The following is a 17739-nucleotide window of genomic DNA, read 5'->3' as shown; positions in this document are numbered from 1 at the left end:
CGACGTGGGACGGTAGCCGAGAGTTCCTCAGCCCAGGTAGGCGGGGGCGACCGCGGCCTTGGTGACCGGCTCCGCGCGGCCCGAACCGTCCGCCGGGACGGTCCACAGGTCGGCGCCGTAGTCGCCGGGCAGGGCGTAGACCAGGGTGCCGGCGCCGGACCAGAGCGCCTGGTCGTCGATGTTGCGCTGCTCGGCGGTGGCGGTCTCGGTCATGGTGGCGAGGTCGAGCACGTACAGCCGCCACGGGGCGTCGGCGGGCAGGCCGGGGACGCGCTTCTTGTACGCGACGCGGGTGCCGTCCGGGGAGAGCGAGGGGCACTCGACGTTGTCGTGCAGGGCGGTGAGGGTGCGGGCGGTGAGGTCGCCGCGGACGAGGTGGGTCTGCCCGGCGCTGGCGAGGGTGGCGTAGAAGGTGGTGTCGTCGGCGAAGGTGACGCCCCAGATGTTGATGTCGTGCGCCTGGTACGGGCGGCCGTCCAGGACGACCGCGAAGTCCTCCAGGTTCTCCCGCAGGTTCCAGTCCCGGACGTCCACGATCGAGGTGCGGGTGGAGAAGTCGCTGCCCGCGTACGAGTCGCCGCTGACGAAGACCGTCCAGGCGGCGAGGTGCCCGGACGGCGAGACCCGGGAGCGGGTGGGGATGCCGGCCGCCGGGAACGAGCGGAGTTCGCGCAGGTGGTCGTCCAGGACGACGGCGCGGTAGGTGTCCTCCAGCGCGCCGTGCTGGGCCTGGAGGCAGATGCCGGTGCCGGCGGCGGCGTGGAAGCGCAGGCACTGGACGCCCGAGGCGGTGCGCGGGCCGTCCGGGTGGTCGGCGGCGACGGTGGTGATCTCGTCCCGGTGCGGGCCCCAGGCCATGTTGCGGAACAACAGCCGTCGTCCGCCGGACTGCACCTGTAGTGACACCGGGCCGGACGCGACGGACGGCCCGCCGGGCTGGGCCTGGTCCCGGCGGGCGGTGCGGTCGGCGGCGTAGAGGACGGCCCCGGTGCCGACCGCGCCGAGCAGCACGACGGCGACCAGCAGGATGATCACCCTGGTCCGGTTCCGCAGGTTCATCGGCTCTTCTCCTCCGGGGGCTTCACGACGACGGGTTCGGACGGGTGCGGCACCGCCGCGGCGGAGGGTTCGGACCGGCGCAGCACCGCCGCCGCGCCGAGCACGCACAGCGCCAGCGCCCCCGCCGACCAGCCCAGCGCCGCCGAGCCGCCGACCGCACCCCACAGCGCGCCGAACAGCAGCGAGCAGGCGAACCGGGCCAGCGCCTGCCCGGTGCCGACCAGGGCGAGCCCGGCGCCGCGCTGCTCGGCGGGTACGGCGTCGGCGGCCGCCGCGGCGAGCACGCCGTCGGTGGCCGCGTAGAAGGCGCCGTGCAGCGCCAGCACGCAGAGCACCGCCGGCAGCCCCCGCAGCGGCGAGAGCAGCAGCCCGTACGCGAGCAGCAGCACCCCGTGCCCGGCGAGGAAGAGCCGGTGGCGGCCGATCCGGTCGGCGAGCGCGCCGAGCGGGACGGCGAGCAGCAGGAAGGCCGCGGCGGTGCCCAGCGGCAGCAGCGGGAACAGGTCGACGGGCAGGTCCAGTCGGCGCTGGACCAGCAGGTAGAGGAAGGAGTCGCTGACGGTGGTGAGGCCGAGCAGGACGGCGCAGAGCGTCAGCCGGCGCAGCCCCGGCAGCCGCAGCAGGGTGAGGCTAGCGCGCAGCGAGGGGGCGGGCGCCGAGGCGTCGTCGCCCTGCTGCCGGTTCGGCACGAACAGCAGCAGGATCAGCACGCCGAGCGCCGCGACGCACGAGCTGACCGTGAACACCGCGTCGTAGCCGTGCCGTTCGCCGCCGTCGGCGAGCAGCGGGCCGCCGGCCAGCCGCAGCACCAGGAAGGCGGTGAGCGGGCCGAGCAGGGCCCCGGCCGTGTCCATCGCCCGGTGCACCCCGAACGCCCGGCCGCGGTGGGCGGGTTCGGTGGCGAGCGAGATCATCGCGTCCCGGGGCGCGGTGCGCAGGCCCTTGCCGGTGCGGTCGACGGCGATCACGGCGCCGATCAGCGGCACGGTGTGGACGAACAGCAGCAGCGGCCGGCACAGCGCGGACAGCCCGTACCCGACGGCCGCGACGGCCTTGTGGCGGGCGGCGCCGTCGCGGCCGCGGCGGTCCGAGAGGTGGCCGCCGACCAGCCGGACCAGCGCGCTGAAGCCGTTCTGGATGCCGTCGAGCAGGCCGAAGCCGAGCGGGGAGAGGCCGAGGCCGGTGAGCAGGTAGAGCGGGAGGACGGCGGTGACCATCTCGGAGGAGATGTCGGTGACCAGGCTGACCGTGCCGAGGGCGAGGACCGCCCCCGGCACGGCGCCCCGCCGCGCCCGACCGGTGGCCGGCGCGGGGGCCGCCCCGAGGGGGGCCGCGTCGGCGTCGGTCGGGGCGGCGGGGGCCTTCGAGCTGCGGGAGTCCGCGACGTACACGGGCGTCAGTTCCAGATTCCGGTGATGTCGGCGGCGCCGGCCGAGTTGCCCGCGTGGGCGTTGACCCCGGCCAGGTCCTCCAGGGTGTGCAGCACGTCGTAGTGGTTGTACGTGGTGGCGGTGCTGCTGCCGGGGGCGACGTGGGCGCCGTAGACGAGGGTCGGGATGCGGTTGCCGGACAGCTTGTTGTCCTCGTCGAAGGTGAGCAGGAGCAGGCTGTTGTGGCTCTTCGCCCACTGCGCGTACCCGTCGAGGTTGGCCTGGAGCCAGGAGTCGCCGGTGCCGACGGAGCAGTCGTGCATGTCGTCGCAGAGGTCCGGGACGACGAAGGAGACCTTCGGCAGGGTGCTGTAGTCGCTCGGGAAGGCGTCCATGCCGTACGCGCTGGAGGTGGGCACGTTGCCGAAGCCGAACCACGGGTTGTGCTTCTGGGCGTAGTTGCCGCTGCTGCAGTCGGTGGCGCCGGGGCCGGGCAGGCCCTCGTTGTAGCTGGCCCAGGTCTGGCCGGCGCCGATCAGCTCGGACGCGAGGTTGGGCTGCTGCAGGGCGCCGACGTCCACGCAGCCGTCGTCCACGATGCCCTGGGAGCTGCCGGAGAACAGCATGTAGTAGTTGGGCTGGCTGGGGTGGGTGAGCGCGTAGGACTGGGTCAGCGTCGCGCCGCCGACCACCAGGGTGGTGTTGATGTACGGGGCCTTGGAGCTGCCGATCACCTGGGAGTAGGCGTGGTTCTCCAGGACGACGACGACCACGTGGTCGGGCGCGGGCAGGCCGGCGGCGGCGCCCGCGGCGGTGTCGGCGGCCGCGCTGCCGCCGGCGGCCCAGAGGCCGAGCGAGCCGGCGACCAGGCCGAGGCCGGCGGCCAGCGCGGTGAGCGGACGCAGCGGGCGCGGCCGGCGGCGGCCGGGGCGCGGGAGGGAGGCGACGGCGGAAGAGGGGGTGCCGGGGGTGCGCAGTCGTGCGAAGGCCATGGGGTCCTCCGGATGTCGGGGCTTCCTGGCGGGAGCGCCGAGAACAGTAGGAGTGCCGCGGTGACGTGTACCGCACAAGACAAGTGAAGAACAGGCGAACAGCTGCCGCGCCCCGGCGGACCGGCGGCGTCGGCAAGAGCATCGGGAAGGACACCGGGAAGGGCGTCGGGAAGGGCGTCGGGAGCGGCGACGGCACCGGCGTCGGATCTCACACCCGCCGCGATTGACCCGTTCCGCCCGGGCGTGGTGGGATCACCGGAGCTTGGGACGAAAGGGTGCGGCACGTGAGCGGACTGGTCGCCGTCGTCCCCCGCACCCTGGTGGTCGGGATCGGTGCGAGCAGCGGCGCCGAGCGGACCGAGGTGCTGCGGCTGCTGACGGACACCCTCCGGGAGGCCGGGCTGGACCGTTCCGAGGTGGCCCGGCTGGCCACCGTGGCGGGCAAGGCGGACCACCCGGCGGTGCGCTGGGCGGCCGACCACCTCACCGGCGTACCCGTGGACGAGCACCCGCCCGAGGCGCTCGCGGGCGTGCCGGTGCCGAACCCCTCCGCCGCCGTCGGTACGGCCGTCGGCACCGCGAGCGTGGCCGAGGCCGCGGCGCTGGCGAGCGCGCCGGGGGGCCGGCTCGTGGTCACCAAGCGGAAGTCGGCGCGGGCCACGCTCGCGATCGCCCGGGCGGCGGCGCACGGACGGCTCGCACCGCTCGACCTCGGCGACGACCCGCGGCCCACCGCACCACCCGGCCCGTAGAACCGCATCACGTCCACCACCAGTCGCGACCACCCGAACCAGCCGCACCACCCAGCGAGGAGACCCCGCGTGACCGCCCCCGAACCCGACCTGCGCCACCACGGCGACGCCGAGGTGCGCGCCGACGGGCTCGGCCTGGTCGACCTCGCCGTCAACGTCCGCACCGGCACTCCCCCGACCTGGCTGCGTGAGCACCTCGCGGCCACCCTCGGCGACCTCGCCGCCTACCCCGACCAGAGCGCCGCGCGCGCCGCCGTGGCCGCCCGGCACGCCCGCCCGGTCGAGGAGGTGCTGCTCACCTCGGGGGCGGCGGAGGCCTTCGTCCTGCTGGCGCGCGTACTGACGCCACGTCACATCGTCGTGGTGCACCCCCAGTTCACCGAGCCGGAGGCGGCCCTGCGGGACGCCGGACACCACGTGCACCGGGTACTGCTCTCCCCCGGCGACGGCTTCCGGCTGGGCGCCGTCCCCGAGGAGGCGGACCTGGTCGTCCTCGGCAACCCGACCAACCCGACCTCCGTGCTGCACCCCGCCGAGGCCGTCGCCGCACTGGCCCGGCCGGGGCGCACCCTGGTGGTGGACGAGGCGTTCATGGACACCGTCCCGGGCGAGCGGGAGTCCCTCGCCTCCACCCGGGACCTGCCCGGCCGGGTCGTCGTGCTCCGCAGCCTCACCAAGACCTGGGGGCTGGCCGGACTGCGGGTCGGCTACGTGCTCGGGCCCGCACCGCTGATCGCCGACCTCGGCGCCGCCCAGCCGCTCTGGCCGGTCTCCACCCCGGCGCTGGCCGCCGCCGAGGCGTGCAGCGGCCCGGCAGCGCTCGCCGAGGCGGAGCTGGCGGCGGCCGAACTGGCGCTCTGGCGCGAGCACTTGGTGAAGGGCCTGGCCGCCTTCCCGTCGGTGCGGCTGTACGGCGAACCGGCCGCCTCCTTCGTCCTGGTACGGCTGCCCGACGCGGCGGCGGTCCGGCGGCGGCTGCGCGAGCACGGCTTCGCCGTCCGGCGCGGGGACACCTTCCCGGGGCTGGGCGAGGAGTGGCTGCGGATCGCCGTCCGGGACGAGGCGACCACCGACCGGTTCCTCAACGCCCTTGAGGCCGTTCTCCGTTCGGCCTGACCGGCGCAACACCAGCCCACCCCCGGCCGCCGGCCGCCCTCCCGTCAGGGCGGACGGACGGGCAGACGGCCGGGCGGACGCACGACAGCACACCCCCGGCCGACCCGGCGAGCGCTACTGGAGCCCGAGCGCCTCCGCCGCCAGGGCGGTGCCCTTCACGCGGGCCGCGATCTTGGCGAAGGCGGTGTCCCGCGAGGTGGAGGCGTCGTCTGCGAACGGCGAGAATCCGCAGTCGTCGGTCGTGCCGAGCTGGTCGACCGGGATGTGCCGGGCTGCGGCCAGCACCCGGTCCCGCACCTCCTCCGGGGTCTCCACCCTGGGGTCGATCGGGTCGGTCACTCCGACGAACACCCGGATTCCGGGGCGGAGTTGATCCGCGATGACGGCGAGCACGCGGTCGGGGTCGGCCTCGCTCGCCAGCTGCACGTAGAAGTTGCCGACCCTGAGCCGGAAGAGCTTCGGCAGCAGCTCGGCGTAGTCGACGTCCAGGCTGTGGGTGGAGTCCTGGTCCCCGCCCGGGCAGGTGTGCACGCCGAGGCGGGCCCGCTCCTCCTCGGCGAACCGGTCGAGCACCTGGTTGTTGAGGGCCACGAAGTCGTCCAGCAGACTGCCCGACGGGTCCAGCTTGAGCGACAACCGGGCCTCGGTGAAGTCGAGTTGGACGACGTGGGCGCCCGCGTCCAGGCAGCCGCGAATGTCGGCCTCGGCCTCGTCGGCCAGGTCCTCCAGGAAGTTCTCGCGCGAGTACCCGTCGATGCCGTCGGCGGGGTAGAGCAGGCTGAGCGCGGAGGGTGCGATGACGGCCTGCTTGACGGGCTGCGAGGTGTGCCGCAGGGCGTCGCGCAGATAGGTCTCGGCACGGACCCGGTACCGGAAGGGTCCGGCGGTCAGCCGCGGCAGCTGCCGGGTGTGTCCGTCGGCGAAGGGGATGACGGCGCCGTCCCCGGCGAGGGAGGTCAGCCCGGCGAGGGGGTACGTGACGAAGCTCGGCTTCGCCTGCTCGCCGTCCACCAGGACGGGGCAGCCGAGCTCCGCCAGCCTGGCCAGGGTGTCGGCGGTGGCCTCGTCCTGCAGCTTCTTCAGGTCGGCGTCGGACAGCCGCCCCTCGGCGTGTTCGGTCAGGGCGTTCAGCAGAGTGCTCGGCCGGGGGATGCTGCCGATGGGCTCCGTGAGAATGGTCATGACGGGACGGTAGAAAGGGCGGCGCCCCGAGCACAACGGGGCGCTCGGCGCACTCCGCTCGACCGTTCACACCTCGCGCGCCCCACTCTTCTCCGTTCACGCCCCTGGAACAGCACACCCCTCCGCCCAATCCCGTAGCGTGGCGAAGTCGTCGGCGAGCAGGCCGAGTCGGGGGTTGACGTGCAGGGCGAGCGCCGGGCCGGGGTGGTTCGCCTCGATCCACTCCTCGTCCCGCGGGCCGAGTTCGTCGTCGACCCAGACGAACGGGCGCCCGGCGGCCCAGGCGACCACGTCCCTGGTCTTCCAGTGCAGCCCGTCCCGCGCCTCGCCGAACAGGTCGGACCAGCTGATGTACGGGAGTTCGGGCAGGCCCAGGTGCGGGCCTATGTGGGTGTTCGCGTCGCCCATCCAGCCGGTGGCCCACACCAGTTCGTAGGGCAGTGCCAGCAGTTCCGCGCCGTGCGAGGGGTTGAGCCAGACCCGCAGCGGCTTGACCCGGACGGCGGGGGGCTTGGCGTGCCTGGCGCGGGTCGCCTGCCGGGCCTGGACCGCCGCCAGGTGCTCCTGCTTCGCCACCCACCAGGAGGGGCGCAGCCGGTGGGTGGCGTAGCCCTCGGGCCTCCGCTTCGGCGCGGCGTAGGGGTTGAGCGGTCCGTCCACGTCGAGGAGGAGCAGGGGCTGCTGGGTCATGCCATGAATTCTCGGTCCGGCGGGGGCGCTTGACCAGCGGTTTGCGGGTCGACGCGCGGAGCGGGCGCCCGCTACGGGCGGGACCACAGGTTGCGGGCGGCGAGCAGCGGGAGCACGCCCTCGCCGAACCAGTACGCCTCCTCCAGGTGCGGCATCCCGCTCAGCACGAACTCGTCGACGCCCAGCCCGTGGTACTCGCAGATCAGGTCCGCGACCTCCCGGTGGCTGCCCACCAGCGCCGTGCCGGCGCCGCCGCGCAGCAGCCCGATGCCGGCCCACAGTCCGGGGTACACCTCCAGCCGCTGCGCCGAGCCGCCGTGCAGCGCGAGCATCCGCCGCTGGCCCTCCGACTCGCTCCGGGCGAGCGCCCGCTGGGTCTCCCGCACCCGCTCCGGGTCCATCGCGGCGAGCAGCCGTTCGGTCTCCGCCCAGGCCTGGGCGGCGGTGTCCCGGGTGATCACGTGCAGCCGGATGCCGAACCGTACGGTCCGGCCCCGGGCGGCGGCCAGGCCGCGGATCCAGCGGATCTTCTCCCGGACCTGGGCGGGCGGTTCGCCCCAGGTCAGGTAGACGTCCGCGTGCTCGGCGGCGACGTCGCCGGCGGCCGGGGAGGAGCCGCCGAAGTACACCGCCGGGACCGGGTCCGGCAGCCGGTTCAGCCGCGCCCCCTCGACCCGCAGGTGCGGCCCGTGGTGGTCGACCGTCTCCCCCGCCCAGAGCCGCCGGGTGATGCCCAGGAACTCCCCGGTCCGCGCGTACCGGGCGTCCTTATCCAGGAAGTCCCCGTAGGCGCGCTGCTCGGCGGACTCCCCGCCGGTCACCACGTTGAGCAGCAGCCGCCCGCCGGACTGCCGCTGGTAGGTGGCGGCCATCTGCGCGGCCAGCGTCGGGCTGATCTGCCCGGGCCGGAACGCCACCAGGTACTTCAGCCGCTCGGTCACCTGGCTGAGCATCGCGGTGGTCAGCCAGGCGTCCTCGCACCAGGCCCCGGTCGGCGTCAGCACCCCCTCGAAGCCCAACTGCTCGGCGCTGCGGGCGATCTGGCCGAGGTAGCCGACGCTCGGCGGCCGGTCCGAGCCGGCCGTGCCGGGCGTGGAGCCGTGCCCGCCACCGACGATCAGCCGGCTGTCGCCGTTGGTGGGGAGGAACCAGTGGAAGGTGAGAGCCATGGACGGACACACTCCTGGGGCCGGTACTGCCTGCGGTCGGTTGACGGAACCCGCCGACCGCGACACCCGTCCGCCCACACCCGCCCCAGGTCCACGTGCAGACGGCGCACGAGGAGGGGGCGGTCCGGAGCAGTCATGGCCCGATTCTCCGGGACCGCCCCACCCCGATCAAGACCCGGCCGGAACCGGCTCGCTACCGCGCCGTCCAGCCGGTCCAGCTGCCGTTGGTGTCCCGGGCCCGGGACCAGGTCCGGCCGTCGGCGCCGGGCACGTCGATGCGGAAGGCGCCGCCCATGGTCGCCGCGGTGATCTCGACCTTGCCGGCCATGGTGCCGCCGAGGGACTTCCAGTCGGTCAGCTTGGTGGAGTTGGCGATGGTCGACCGCGTGTACACCGCGTGGTTGGTGCCGATCACCAGGATCAGGCGGGTGCCGTCCCGGAAGTCGAAGAAGGTCGCCCCGCTGCCGTAGCTGCCGCCGCAGTAGAACGTGCCGCCGAACAGTCGGTCGCTGCAGGTCGTGACACCCGGCACGGGGGTGCTCCCGGAACCGGCCGGCTCGACGGCGAGGCCCTGCGCCACACCCGGCCCGGCCGGCTTGCCCGGCGTGATCGGCACGCCCGGCCTGGGAGCGCCCGGCGCCGTGGTCGGCACACCCGGCGAGGGAACGCCCTGCACCGTGATCGGCACGCCCGGCGTGGTGGCGGTGGTCCCGCCGGCGGCCGAGGCGGGAGCCGCAGCCGCGGCCAGCCCGATGCCCGCGAGGGCGGCGGCGGAGACGAGGGCCGCCTGGATCTTCTTCATGAACGCTCCTGAGTGAACGGTTCGGGCCGCGGACGGCGACCGGTCGGCGCGCGAGCGCTCCCCGGCGCCCGCCCGTCGGGCCCTCTCCGGTAGCAACGGGAGCCCCGCTCGGCCGAGTTCAACGACTGGTCCGCCGATTTCGCGGAGCCGACCGGAACGCCGCCGGGCCTCCCCTCGCGTGGAGGGGAGGCCCGGCGGACTGCTCAGGAGACGCGGCGGATCAGACCTGGCCGGCCTTCTCCAGGGCCTCGCAGCAGGTGTTGATCAGGAGCCGGGTGACGACGTAGGGGTCGACGTTGGCGTTCGGGCGACGGTCCTCGATGTAGCCCTTCTTGTCCACCTCGACCTGCCACGGGATGCGCACCGAGGCGCCGCGGTCGGAGACGCCGTAGCTGTAGACGTTCCACGGGGCGGTCTCGTGCTTGCCCGTGAGGCGCGACTGGATGTCGTGGCCGTACTGGTTGACGTGCTCCAGCACCTTCTCCTGCGAGGTGCCGAGCGACTCGCAGGCGGTGATGATGGCGTCGTAGCCCTCGCGCATCGCCTTGGTGGAGAAGTTGGTGTGGGCGCCCGCACCGTTCCAGTCACCGCGGGCCGGCTTGGCGTCGAGGGTGGCGTCGATGCCGAACTCCTCGGCGGTGCGGTACAGCAGGTAGCGGGCGATCCACATGTCGTCCGAGACGGTCAGCGCGTCGACCGGGCCGATCTGGAACTCCCACTGGCCGGGCATGACCTCGGCGTTGATGCCGCAGATGGCCAGGCCGGCGTCGATGCAGCGGTCCAGGTGCAGCTCGACGATCTCGCGGCCGAAGACCTCCTCGGCGCCGACGCCGCAGTAGTAGCCGCCCTGCGGGGCCGGGAAGCCGCCCTCCGGGAAGCCGAGCGGGCGGGAGCCCTTGAAGAAGGTGTACTCCTGCTCGATGCCGAAGATCGACTCCTGCGAGGCGTACTTCTCGGCGACCTCGCGCAGCAGGGCGCGGGTGTTGGAGACGTGCGGGGTGCCGTCCGTCTCCAGGACCTCGCAGAGGACCAGGATGTTGTCGCCGCCGCGGATCGGGTCCGGCGTCACCCGCACCGGGTCCAGCACGCGGTCCGAGGCGTGGCCCTCGGCCTGGTTGGTCGAGGAACCGTCGAAGCCCCAGGTCGGGATCTTGTCGGCGTTGGGCAGGACGCGAGTCTTGGAACGGAGCTTCGCGGTCGGCTTGGTGCCGTCGATCCAGATGTACTCGGCCTTGATTGCCACTGCGTGTCCCTCGCATTGCTGGGTGGTGGGTGCCCGCGTAGCGTCGCAAGCCGCCGTTTCCCGGTTGTTCCTCTTGTGTAACGCGCAGGTGAACCAACCGTCCGCATTGGCACGGTCACGGTGCGGGAGTGCCGGGGGCGACACTCCCGCCATTCCGGGTGCCATGAGTGACGACGCCGGTACGTTCAGTGACGACGCATGATCAGCGCCACCCCGTGGTCAGCGGAGCCACACGGTCGGTACCGGCGGACGGTCAGTACCGGCGGGCGGTCAGTACCGCCGCCCGGTCAGTGCCGGCGGGCGTGCGCGGCGCGACGGCGCCGGGTGGCCCACAGCGCGGCCGCCCCGCCCGCGACCAGGGCGGCGGCCCCCGCGGCCAGCGGGCCGGTGGCGCTGCTGCCGCCGGTGGCGGCCAGCTTCTCCGACTTCTCCGGCTTCTCCACCGCGGCCTGCGGAACGGGGGTGCGCGAGGCGGTGGTGTCGGCGACCGGCTCGACGGCGGGCGCGCTGGTGGGCGCGGCGCTCTGGGTGGCCGGGCCGGACGGGGTGGCCGCCGGCCCGGAGGGCTTCTCGCAGCTCACCGAGGCGACGGTGACCTTCCCGGTGACCTTGGCGACGTTCAGGTTGAGCGGGTTCACCTCCACCTGCACCTCCAGGGCGGAGGCGGCGGCGGTGGTCGTGGTGACGGTCTTCTTGGAGAACTCCACCGAGACGCTGCCGACCAGCGGCACGTCCACCTTGGTCGGCCCGTACAGGCCGACGGTGACCGGCTTGCCGAGCACGCTGAGCTTGAGCGGCGCGACCACGTCGGCGGTGGGCTGCCCGTCCACCGGGCAGCTGGCCTCGGCGCTCATCGCCTCCAGGCCGAGCAGCGCGGTGGCGGGCAGGCCGGGGGCGTGCACGTCGGCGTTGACCAGCTTGACGGAGGCGGTGGCGCCCTTGGCGTCGACGCGGGTGACCGACTTGCCGACGTCCGCCTTGACCAGGGTGACGGGGCCCGTCTGGTCCACCCCGGCCACCGTGGCGGTCAGGATCGAGCCGTCGCGCTGCGCCGGCGACTCCACCTTGTTCAGCGCGATGTTCACCGGGACGTCCACCGCCTTGTTCAACAGGCTGACGTCCAGGTCGAGTTCGGCGGTGACGGCGCGCGCCTTACCGGGCGACGACGGGGCGGGCTCGGCCGCCTGGACGGGCGCGGCGGTGAGCAGTGAGCTCGCCACCACGGCGGTGGCCGCGGCGGCGGAAACGATTCGGCGAGAGGACGGGCGAGCGGACGGGCGCGAAGACGAGGCCGAAGACGGGCGAGAAGACAAGGCGGTACCCCCACACAGATGAAACGATGAGCCGCCAGTCTTCTCGAACAATCCGTCACATGAGTAACACAGAACGTCATTTCACCCGTTGGAGTGAGATTGGCGTTCTGCGCTGACCCATCTCTGCTAGGGCCTGTCGTCGAACTCCCGTCGTCCGCCCGGAGGGTGGGCGGGGCGGCGTCGGGGTGCGTGCATCGCAAGGCGAAGGAGGGAGCCACTGCGGTGGGGGCACCTCCCGGCCGAAGGCTGGGGGCCATTGGCGACCGACGACAACGCGGCGAGGTGCGCTTGTGCCCTGGGGGTACCTCCCGGCCGAAGGCTGGGGGAGCGGCGCCCCGCAGACGCGAGTTCGACGACAGGCCCTAGGGCAGCCGCCAGTCCACCGGCTGCGCCCCCTGCCGCACCAGCAGCTCGTTGGCCCGGCTGAACGGCCGCGAGCCGAAGAAGCCGCGGTCGGCCGACATCGGGCTGGGGTGGACCGACTCCACCGACGGGACGTTGCCCAGCAGCGGCCGCAGGTTGCGGGCGTCGCTCCCCCACAGGATCGCCACCAGCGGGCCACCGCGCGCCACCAGCGCCCGGATCGCCTGCTCGGTGACCGCCTCCCAGCCCTTGCCCCGGTGCCCGCCGCTCTTGCGCGGCTGGACGGTGAGCACCCGGTTGAGCAGCAGCACGCCCTGGTTCGTCCACGGGGTGAGGTCCCCGTTGGACGGCTCCGGCAGGCCCAGGTCGGTGCCGTACTCCCGGTAGATGTTGATCAGGCTCGCCGGGATCGGCCGCACCTCCGGCGCCACCGAGAAGCTGAGCCCGACGGCGTGGCCGGGGGTCGGGTACGGGTCCTGCCCGACGATCAGCACCCGCACGTCGGCGAAGGGCTGCTGGAAGGCGCGCAGCACGTTCGGGCCGGAGGGCAGGTAGGTGCGGCCTGCGGTCAGCTCGGAGCGCAGGAAGTCGCCCATCGCGGCGACCCGTCCGGCGACGGGTTCCAGGGCGGTGGCCCAGCCGGGCTCGACGATCTCGTTCAGTGGACGCGGTGCCATGGTCGCCACCCTATCGGCCTACACCGACACGGCTTTCAGCGGATGATCATGTGATCGAGAGGGCCCGGCGGGCCGGCGGAACCCCGGCGGCGGGCCGGACCGGGGCCGGCGGAACCCCCGCCCGGACACCCTCCCCGGCCCCGCGGCGGAACCCCGGCGCGACTACCCGACCGGCCGCCCCCGCAGCACCACCAGCCGCGGGTCCGCGAGCACCCGGACGTCCGCCCTCGGGTCCTGCGCGTACACCACGAAGTCCGCCGGCGCGCCCTCCTCCAGCCCCGGCCGCCCCAGCCACGCGCGCGCTCCCCAGCTCGCCGCCGACAGCGCCTCGGCCGGGCTCAGCCCCGCCTTCACCAGCTCCGCCACCTCCTCCGCGACCAGCCCGTGCGCCAGCGAGCCGCCCGCGTCGGTGCCGACGAACACCGGGATGCCCGCGTCGTGCGCGGCGCCCACCGTGGCGTACCGGCGCTCGTGCAGCCGCCGCATGTGCGCCGACCAGGCCGGGAACTTGGCCTCGCCGCCGGCCGCGAGGTCCGGGAAGGTGGCGATGTTGACCAGGGTCGGCACGATCGCCACCCCGCGCTCGGCGAAGACCGGGATCAGCTCCTCGGTCAGGCCGGTGGCGTGCTCGACGCAGTCGATCCCGGCCGCCAGCAGGTCCGGCAGCGACTCGGCGGAGAAGCAGTGCGCGGTGACCCGGGCGCCCTCCTCGTGCGCCGCCGCGATCGCCTCGGCCAGCGCGTCGCCGGGCCAGCAGGCGGCGAGGTCGCCGCGGTCGCGGTCGATCCAGTCGCCGACCAGCTTCACCCAGCCGTCCCCGCGCCGGGCCTCGGCCCGGACGTAGGCGGCCAGGTCGCCGGGCTCGATCTCGTGCGCGTAGTTGCGGATGTAGCGGCGGGTGCGGGCGATGTGCCGCCCGGCCCGGATGATCCGGGGCAGGTCCTCGCGGTCGTCGATCCACCGGGTGTCGGCGGCCGAGCCGGCGTCGCGGATCAGCAGGGTGCCGGCGTCCCGGTCGGTGAGCGCCTGCTTCTCGCTGGTCTCGGCGTCCACCGCGCCGTGCGCGTCCAGGCCGACGTGGCAGTGCGCGTCCACCAGGCCGGGCAGCACCCAGCCGGTCACCGTCCGGACGTCCCCGGCGGTCGGCGGGCGGGTGAAGCTCACCCGGCCGTCCACCACCCAGAGTTCGTCCCGGACGTCCTGCGGACCGACCAGCACCCGACCCCGCACGTGCAGCACCGCGCCATCGCTCATGGCCGCACTCTACCGACGGGCGGGTTCCGTGTAAGCAGTCACAATGCGGCAGACTCGTTTCCGCACCCCACCCCGCACGACCCCCGCGCGACTCCCGCGAAACCCCGCGAAAGGCGATACCGACGTGAGCCCCTTCCTCGACCTGCCCCCGCTCAGCGCCGCCGAGTTCGCGGCGATCGAGGACCAGGTGGCCGCCCTGCTGCACACCGGGGCCGACGTGATCGTCACCCAGGGCGAGGCGCTGCTCCCCCTGGAGGCCGCGATCCGCGGCGCCGCGCACCCCGGCTCGACCGCCCTCAACGTCGTCACCGGCCCGTACGGGCAGACCTTCGGCAACTGGCTGCGCTCCTGCGGGGCGAAGGTCGTCGACCTGGCCGTGCCCTTCGACAGCGCGGTGAGCGCCGAGCAGGTCGCCGCGGCCCTGGAGGCGAACCCGGAGATCGACTTCGTCTCCCTGGTGCACGCCGAGGCCGCCACCGGCAACACCAACCCGGTCGCCGAGATCGGCGCCGTGGTCCGCGAGCACGGCGCGCTGCTGATGCTCGACGCGGTGGCCTCCGTCGCCGCCGAGCCCGTGCTCACCGACGAGTGGGGCGTCGACCTGTGCGTCATCGGCGGCCAGAAGGCGATGGGCGGCCCGGCCGGCGTCTCCGCCGTGTCCGTCTCCGAGCGCGCCTGGGCGCGGATCGCCGCCAACCCGGCCGCCCCGCGCCGCTCCTACCTCTCGCTGCTGGACTGGAAGGAGCGCTGGACCGACGCCGGCCGCGCCGTACTTCCGCACGCCCCGGCCCAGTTGGAGATGCTCGCGCTCGGCGCCTGCCTGGACCGGATCGCCGCCGACGGCCTGCCCGCCGTGATCGCCCGGCACCGCGCCGCCTCGGCCGCCACCCGGGCCGGCGTCCGCGCGCTCGGCACCCTGGCCCCGTACGTCGTCGAGGACGCCCACGCGGCCCCGGTCGCCACCACCCTGCGCACCCCGGACGGCGTCGACGCGACCGCCCTCGCCGCCCGCCTCGACCCGGCCCTGCCGGTCCAGCCGGGCGGCGGCGCGCTGGCCGGTTCGATGCTGCGGGTCAACCACTACGGGCGGGCCGCCTCGCTGGACACCGTCCGCGCCTGCCTCACCGGCCTCGCCGCCGCCACCTCGGCCGACCCGGCGCCCGCCCTGGCCGCCGCCGAGGCCGCCTGGAACGCGACCGTCGCGGCCTGACGCGCGCACGGCGACGCACGCACGGCGACCGTCGCGGCCCGACGCACGCACGGCGGCGGCCCCGGGAACAGCTCCCGGGGCCGCCGCCGTACCCGGCCGTCAGTGCCCGTTGACGTCCACCACCTCCACTCCGCGGATGTTCCGCTCGATCTCCTCCGCCGGCAGCGCGATCGCCAGCGCCCAGTAGTAGACGACCAGCGAGAACACCACCACGACGGCGATGTCCCACCACAGCGGCAGGTTCCCCTGCGCGCCCGCGCCGAAGGTGCCCTGCCAGGAGACCACGCCCATGCCGAGCAGGTAGACCGGCAGCCACTGCCCGGCCCGGAAGTCCATCCGGGGCGCGTTCGGCATCCCCTTCGAGCGCGCGTACCAGGAGTACCCGCCGAGCAGCAGGTAGCCGATCACGATCGCCAGGCCGAGCCGCCACAGGGTGTCCCAGCCGGACCAGTAGATGACCAGGCTCGCCACCACGAAGGCCAGCGGCGAGACCACCGAGCCGCCGGGCAGGTGGTACGAGCGCTCCATCCCCGGCAGCCGCTTGCGCAGCACCCCGAAGGCCAGCGGGGCGCCCGCGTACATCAGCACCACCGCCGAGGTGATGAAGCCGACCAGCCGCTGCCAGCTCGGGAAGGGCAGGAAGCAGATCACCCCGGCCACCCAGGCGATCAGCAGGCCGAGCCAGGGCACCGCGCGCTTGTCGGTGGACTGCAGCGCCTGCGGGGCGTAGCCGTTGCGGCTCAGGCCGTAGGTGACCCGGGAGCTGGAGGTGATGTAGACCAGCCCGGTGCCGGCCGGTGAGACGACCGCGTCGATGAACAGCACGGTGGCCAGCCAGCCCAGGCCGATCAGGGTCGCCAGGCCGGCGAAAGGTCCGCTGATCCCGGGGTAGTCGAGCGTGGTCCAGCCCTTGGCGAAGGTCTCCGGCGGCAGCGCGCCGATGAACACCACCTGGAGCATCACGTAGACGACCGTGCCGATCACCACCGAGCCGAGCACGGCGCGCGGGATGTCCCGGCGCGGGTTGCGGCTCTCGCCCGCCCACTGGATGGCCTGCTCGAAGCCGAGCAGCGCGAAGATCACCCCGCTGCTGCTGATCGCGGCGAGCACGCCCTTGGCCCCGTCCGGGGCGAAGCCGTGGACGGTGAAGTTGGAGCCGTGGAACTCGGTGAGGCCGAGCGTGACGATGGTCAGCACCGGGATGGCGACCTTCCACACGGTGGCCGCGCTGTTGGTGTGCGCGAGCAGCCGCACGCCGAGGAAGTTGACCGCGACGAAGACCCCGAGCAGGAGGGCCGCGACGACGAACCCCCAGCCGGTCAGCGTCAGGTCCTTGTTCAGCAGGCCGTCCGCCCAGCTCCAGTGCTGGGCGTAGTTGATCATCGCCTGCACCTCGATCGGCGCGATGGTCGCGGCCTGCAGCCAGGTGAACCAGCCGAAGGACATCCCGGCGAACCCGCCGAAGGCGTAGTGGGGGTAGCGCGCCGTGCCGCCCGCCACCGGGAACAGCCCGCCCAGTTCGGCGTGCACCAGCGCCAGCAGGATGATCGCCACCGCACCGACGCCCCAGGACACCAGCGCCGCGGGCCCGGCCGCCACCGCCGCCTTCTGCGCCCCGAACAGCCAGCCGGAGCCGATGATCGCCCCGACCGAGGCCCAGAGCAGTCCGATGACGCCGACCTCGCGCCGCAGCGCGGTGTGCCCCGAGCCGGGCGGATTGGAGGAGGAATGGGCCATTGCTCGCACCTCTCATATATCGGGACAAATCCACCCCGACAGTGCCGCAGCCCCCACCCCTCCCCCACCGAAACGCGCGGCGCCCCGCACCCCCTCACCCGAACAGCCCGCCGGAGGCGGCGGCCGGGCGGCTCAGGACGGAACTTCGGCCGTCCTGCGGAACTCGCGGGTACGGGCGGCGACGGCGTCGACGGAGAGCGCCCGGCCCGGCAGCCACTCCACGTAGACGCCCCACATGCTGCCGTCGGCCCAGGCGCAGACGGCGACGGGCTTGCCCAGGGTGTTCCCGAGACCGCACTTCATGGCCCCGCCCCGCTCGCCGGGCTCGACGTCGCGCAGGCCCGTGAGGGTCACCTCCTCGGTGTCCTGGGCGGCGACGACGTCGTCGAGCTCCGAGGAGGGCAGGAAGATGTGCTTCTCGTAGACCATGACGACGGCCCCCCGACTGTCGGCGGGGTCCTGGTAGCCGGTGCTCGTGACACCGGAGTGCCCGCCCAGACTGGTGGACTGCTTGGCCTGGGAGACCTCCGGGCGCAGTCGCATCCCGTCGAAGGACTCCGGCGCGCGGTACCCGTACGCGCCGAGGGCGGCGAAGTTGTCCGCGAAGGCGACGCCGAAGACCGCGGCTCCGAGGACGGCGACACCGGTGACGCCCAGCCAGAACCTGCGGCGGGAACGCGGGAGCGGGCCGGCGGGGGCCTCGTCCACCACGGATTCGGCGTGGACGCCGTCCGGTACGGGCGCGGCGGGGACGGCGGACGGGGCGGTATCGGCTTCATGCACGCGCAGATTGGAGCAGGTCCGGACCAT

16 protein-coding genes are annotated in these 17739 nt (G+C 74.0%); 3 read left to right on the top strand and 13 right to left on the bottom strand.

Annotated features, from left to right (window positions below; genetic code table 11):
• Positions 1-27 precede the first annotated feature (27 nt).
• From ACWDD9_RS17345 to ACWDD9_RS17335, 3 genes are read right to left on the bottom strand one after another with little or no spacing between them, the layout of a single operon-like run.
• Complete coding sequence (locus ACWDD9_RS17345) at positions 28-1059, bottom strand: TolB family protein (RefSeq protein ID WP_449811959.1); 1032 nt, start codon at positions 1057-1059, stop codon at positions 28-30.
• Complete coding sequence (locus ACWDD9_RS17340) at positions 1056-2450, bottom strand: MFS transporter (protein WP_449811958.1); 1395 nt, start codon at positions 2448-2450, stop codon at positions 1056-1058. The genes ACWDD9_RS17345 and ACWDD9_RS17340 overlap by 4 nt, the downstream gene beginning before the upstream one ends.
• A 5-nt stretch (positions 2451-2455) precedes the next feature.
• A complete protein-coding gene (locus ACWDD9_RS17335; RefSeq protein WP_449811957.1) occupies positions 2456-3421 on the bottom strand; it encodes an alkaline phosphatase family protein in 966 nt (321 codons plus the stop codon).
• A 284-nt stretch (positions 3422-3705) separates the two neighbouring features.
• Here ACWDD9_RS17335 and ACWDD9_RS17330 point away from each other — a divergent pair, with 284 nt between their 5' ends.
• A complete protein-coding gene (locus ACWDD9_RS17330; RefSeq protein ID WP_449811956.1) occupies positions 3706-4173 on the top strand; it encodes a cobalamin biosynthesis protein in 468 nt (155 codons plus the stop codon).
• A gap of 69 nt (positions 4174-4242) precedes the next feature.
• Positions 4243-5289 carry an Rv2231c family pyridoxal phosphate-dependent protein CobC gene (gene cobC / locus ACWDD9_RS17325; protein ID WP_449811955.1) on the top strand — a complete coding sequence of 349 codons (1047 nt, stop codon included), beginning with the start codon at positions 4243-4245 and terminating at the stop codon, positions 5287-5289.
• 114 nt (positions 5290-5403) lie between these two features.
• On the opposite strand, the gene ACWDD9_RS17320 is transcribed toward cobC, so the two are convergent.
• The 8 genes from ACWDD9_RS17320 to ACWDD9_RS17285 all read right to left on the bottom strand — a co-directional run bounded on the left by ACWDD9_RS17320 (position 5404) and on the right by ACWDD9_RS17285 (position 13982).
• Positions 5404-6471 carry a cobalamin-independent methionine synthase II family protein gene (locus ACWDD9_RS17320; protein WP_049656656.1) on the bottom strand — a complete coding sequence of 356 codons (1068 nt, stop codon included), beginning with the start codon at positions 6469-6471 and terminating at the stop codon, positions 5404-5406.
• A gap of 96 nt (positions 6472-6567) precedes the next feature.
• Positions 6568-7161, bottom strand: coding sequence for an HAD domain-containing protein (locus tag ACWDD9_RS17315; protein WP_049656658.1), 594 nt, complete (start codon positions 7159-7161; stop codon positions 6568-6570).
• Between the two features lie 71 nt (positions 7162-7232).
• Positions 7233-8330, bottom strand: a complete 1098-nt coding sequence (locus ACWDD9_RS17310) for an LLM class flavin-dependent oxidoreductase (RefSeq protein WP_117490022.1) — start codon at positions 8328-8330, stop codon at positions 7233-7235.
• Positions 8331-8523: 193 nt separating this feature from the next.
• Positions 8524-9132: a hypothetical protein gene (locus ACWDD9_RS17305; protein ID WP_449811954.1), complete on the bottom strand. Its 609-nt coding sequence runs from the start codon at positions 9130-9132 to the stop codon at positions 8524-8526.
• Positions 9133-9352: 220 nt separating this feature from the next.
• Complete coding sequence (gene glnII / locus ACWDD9_RS17300; protein WP_049656664.1) at positions 9353-10375, bottom strand: glutamine synthetase; 1023 nt, start codon at positions 10373-10375, stop codon at positions 9353-9355.
• Between the two features lie 287 nt (positions 10376-10662).
• Entirely contained in the window at positions 10663-11688 is a 1026-nt protein-coding gene (locus ACWDD9_RS17295; RefSeq protein WP_449811953.1) for an SCO1860 family LAETG-anchored protein, read from the bottom strand.
• A gap of 362 nt (positions 11689-12050) precedes the next feature.
• Positions 12051-12728, bottom strand: a complete 678-nt coding sequence (locus tag ACWDD9_RS17290; protein WP_049659571.1) for a uracil-DNA glycosylase — start codon at positions 12726-12728, stop codon at positions 12051-12053.
• A gap of 162 nt (positions 12729-12890) precedes the next feature.
• Positions 12891-13982, bottom strand: coding sequence for an amidohydrolase family protein (locus ACWDD9_RS17285; RefSeq protein WP_074001643.1), 1092 nt, complete (start codon positions 13980-13982; stop codon positions 12891-12893).
• A gap of 124 nt (positions 13983-14106) precedes the next feature.
• On the opposite strand from ACWDD9_RS17285, the gene ACWDD9_RS17280 reads away from it, so the two are divergent.
• On the top strand, positions 14107-15192 hold the full coding sequence (locus tag ACWDD9_RS17280) for a pyridoxal-phosphate-dependent aminotransferase family protein (RefSeq protein ID WP_117490014.1): 1086 nt from the start codon (positions 14107-14109) through the stop codon (positions 15190-15192).
• A 99-nt stretch (positions 15193-15291) separates the two neighbouring features.
• Here the strand turns inward: ACWDD9_RS17280 and ACWDD9_RS17275 are convergent, their stop codons facing one another.
• Both ACWDD9_RS17275 and ACWDD9_RS17270 read right to left on the bottom strand, forming a co-directional pair.
• Positions 15292-16929 (bottom strand): APC family permease, encoded by a 1638-nt coding sequence (locus ACWDD9_RS17275; protein ID WP_449811952.1) that lies wholly within the window; start codon positions 16927-16929, stop codon positions 15292-15294.
• A gap of 132 nt (positions 16930-17061) precedes the next feature.
• Entirely contained in the window at positions 17062-17712 is a 651-nt protein-coding gene (locus ACWDD9_RS17270) for a hypothetical protein (protein ID WP_449811951.1), read from the bottom strand.
• Positions 17713-17739 lie beyond the last annotated feature (27 nt).

The sequence above is a fragment of the Kitasatospora sp. NPDC001119 genome, assembly GCF_053598475.1.
Note: the sequence above shows the minus strand (reverse complement) of the source record. Positions and strands in the feature narration are given on the sequence as shown.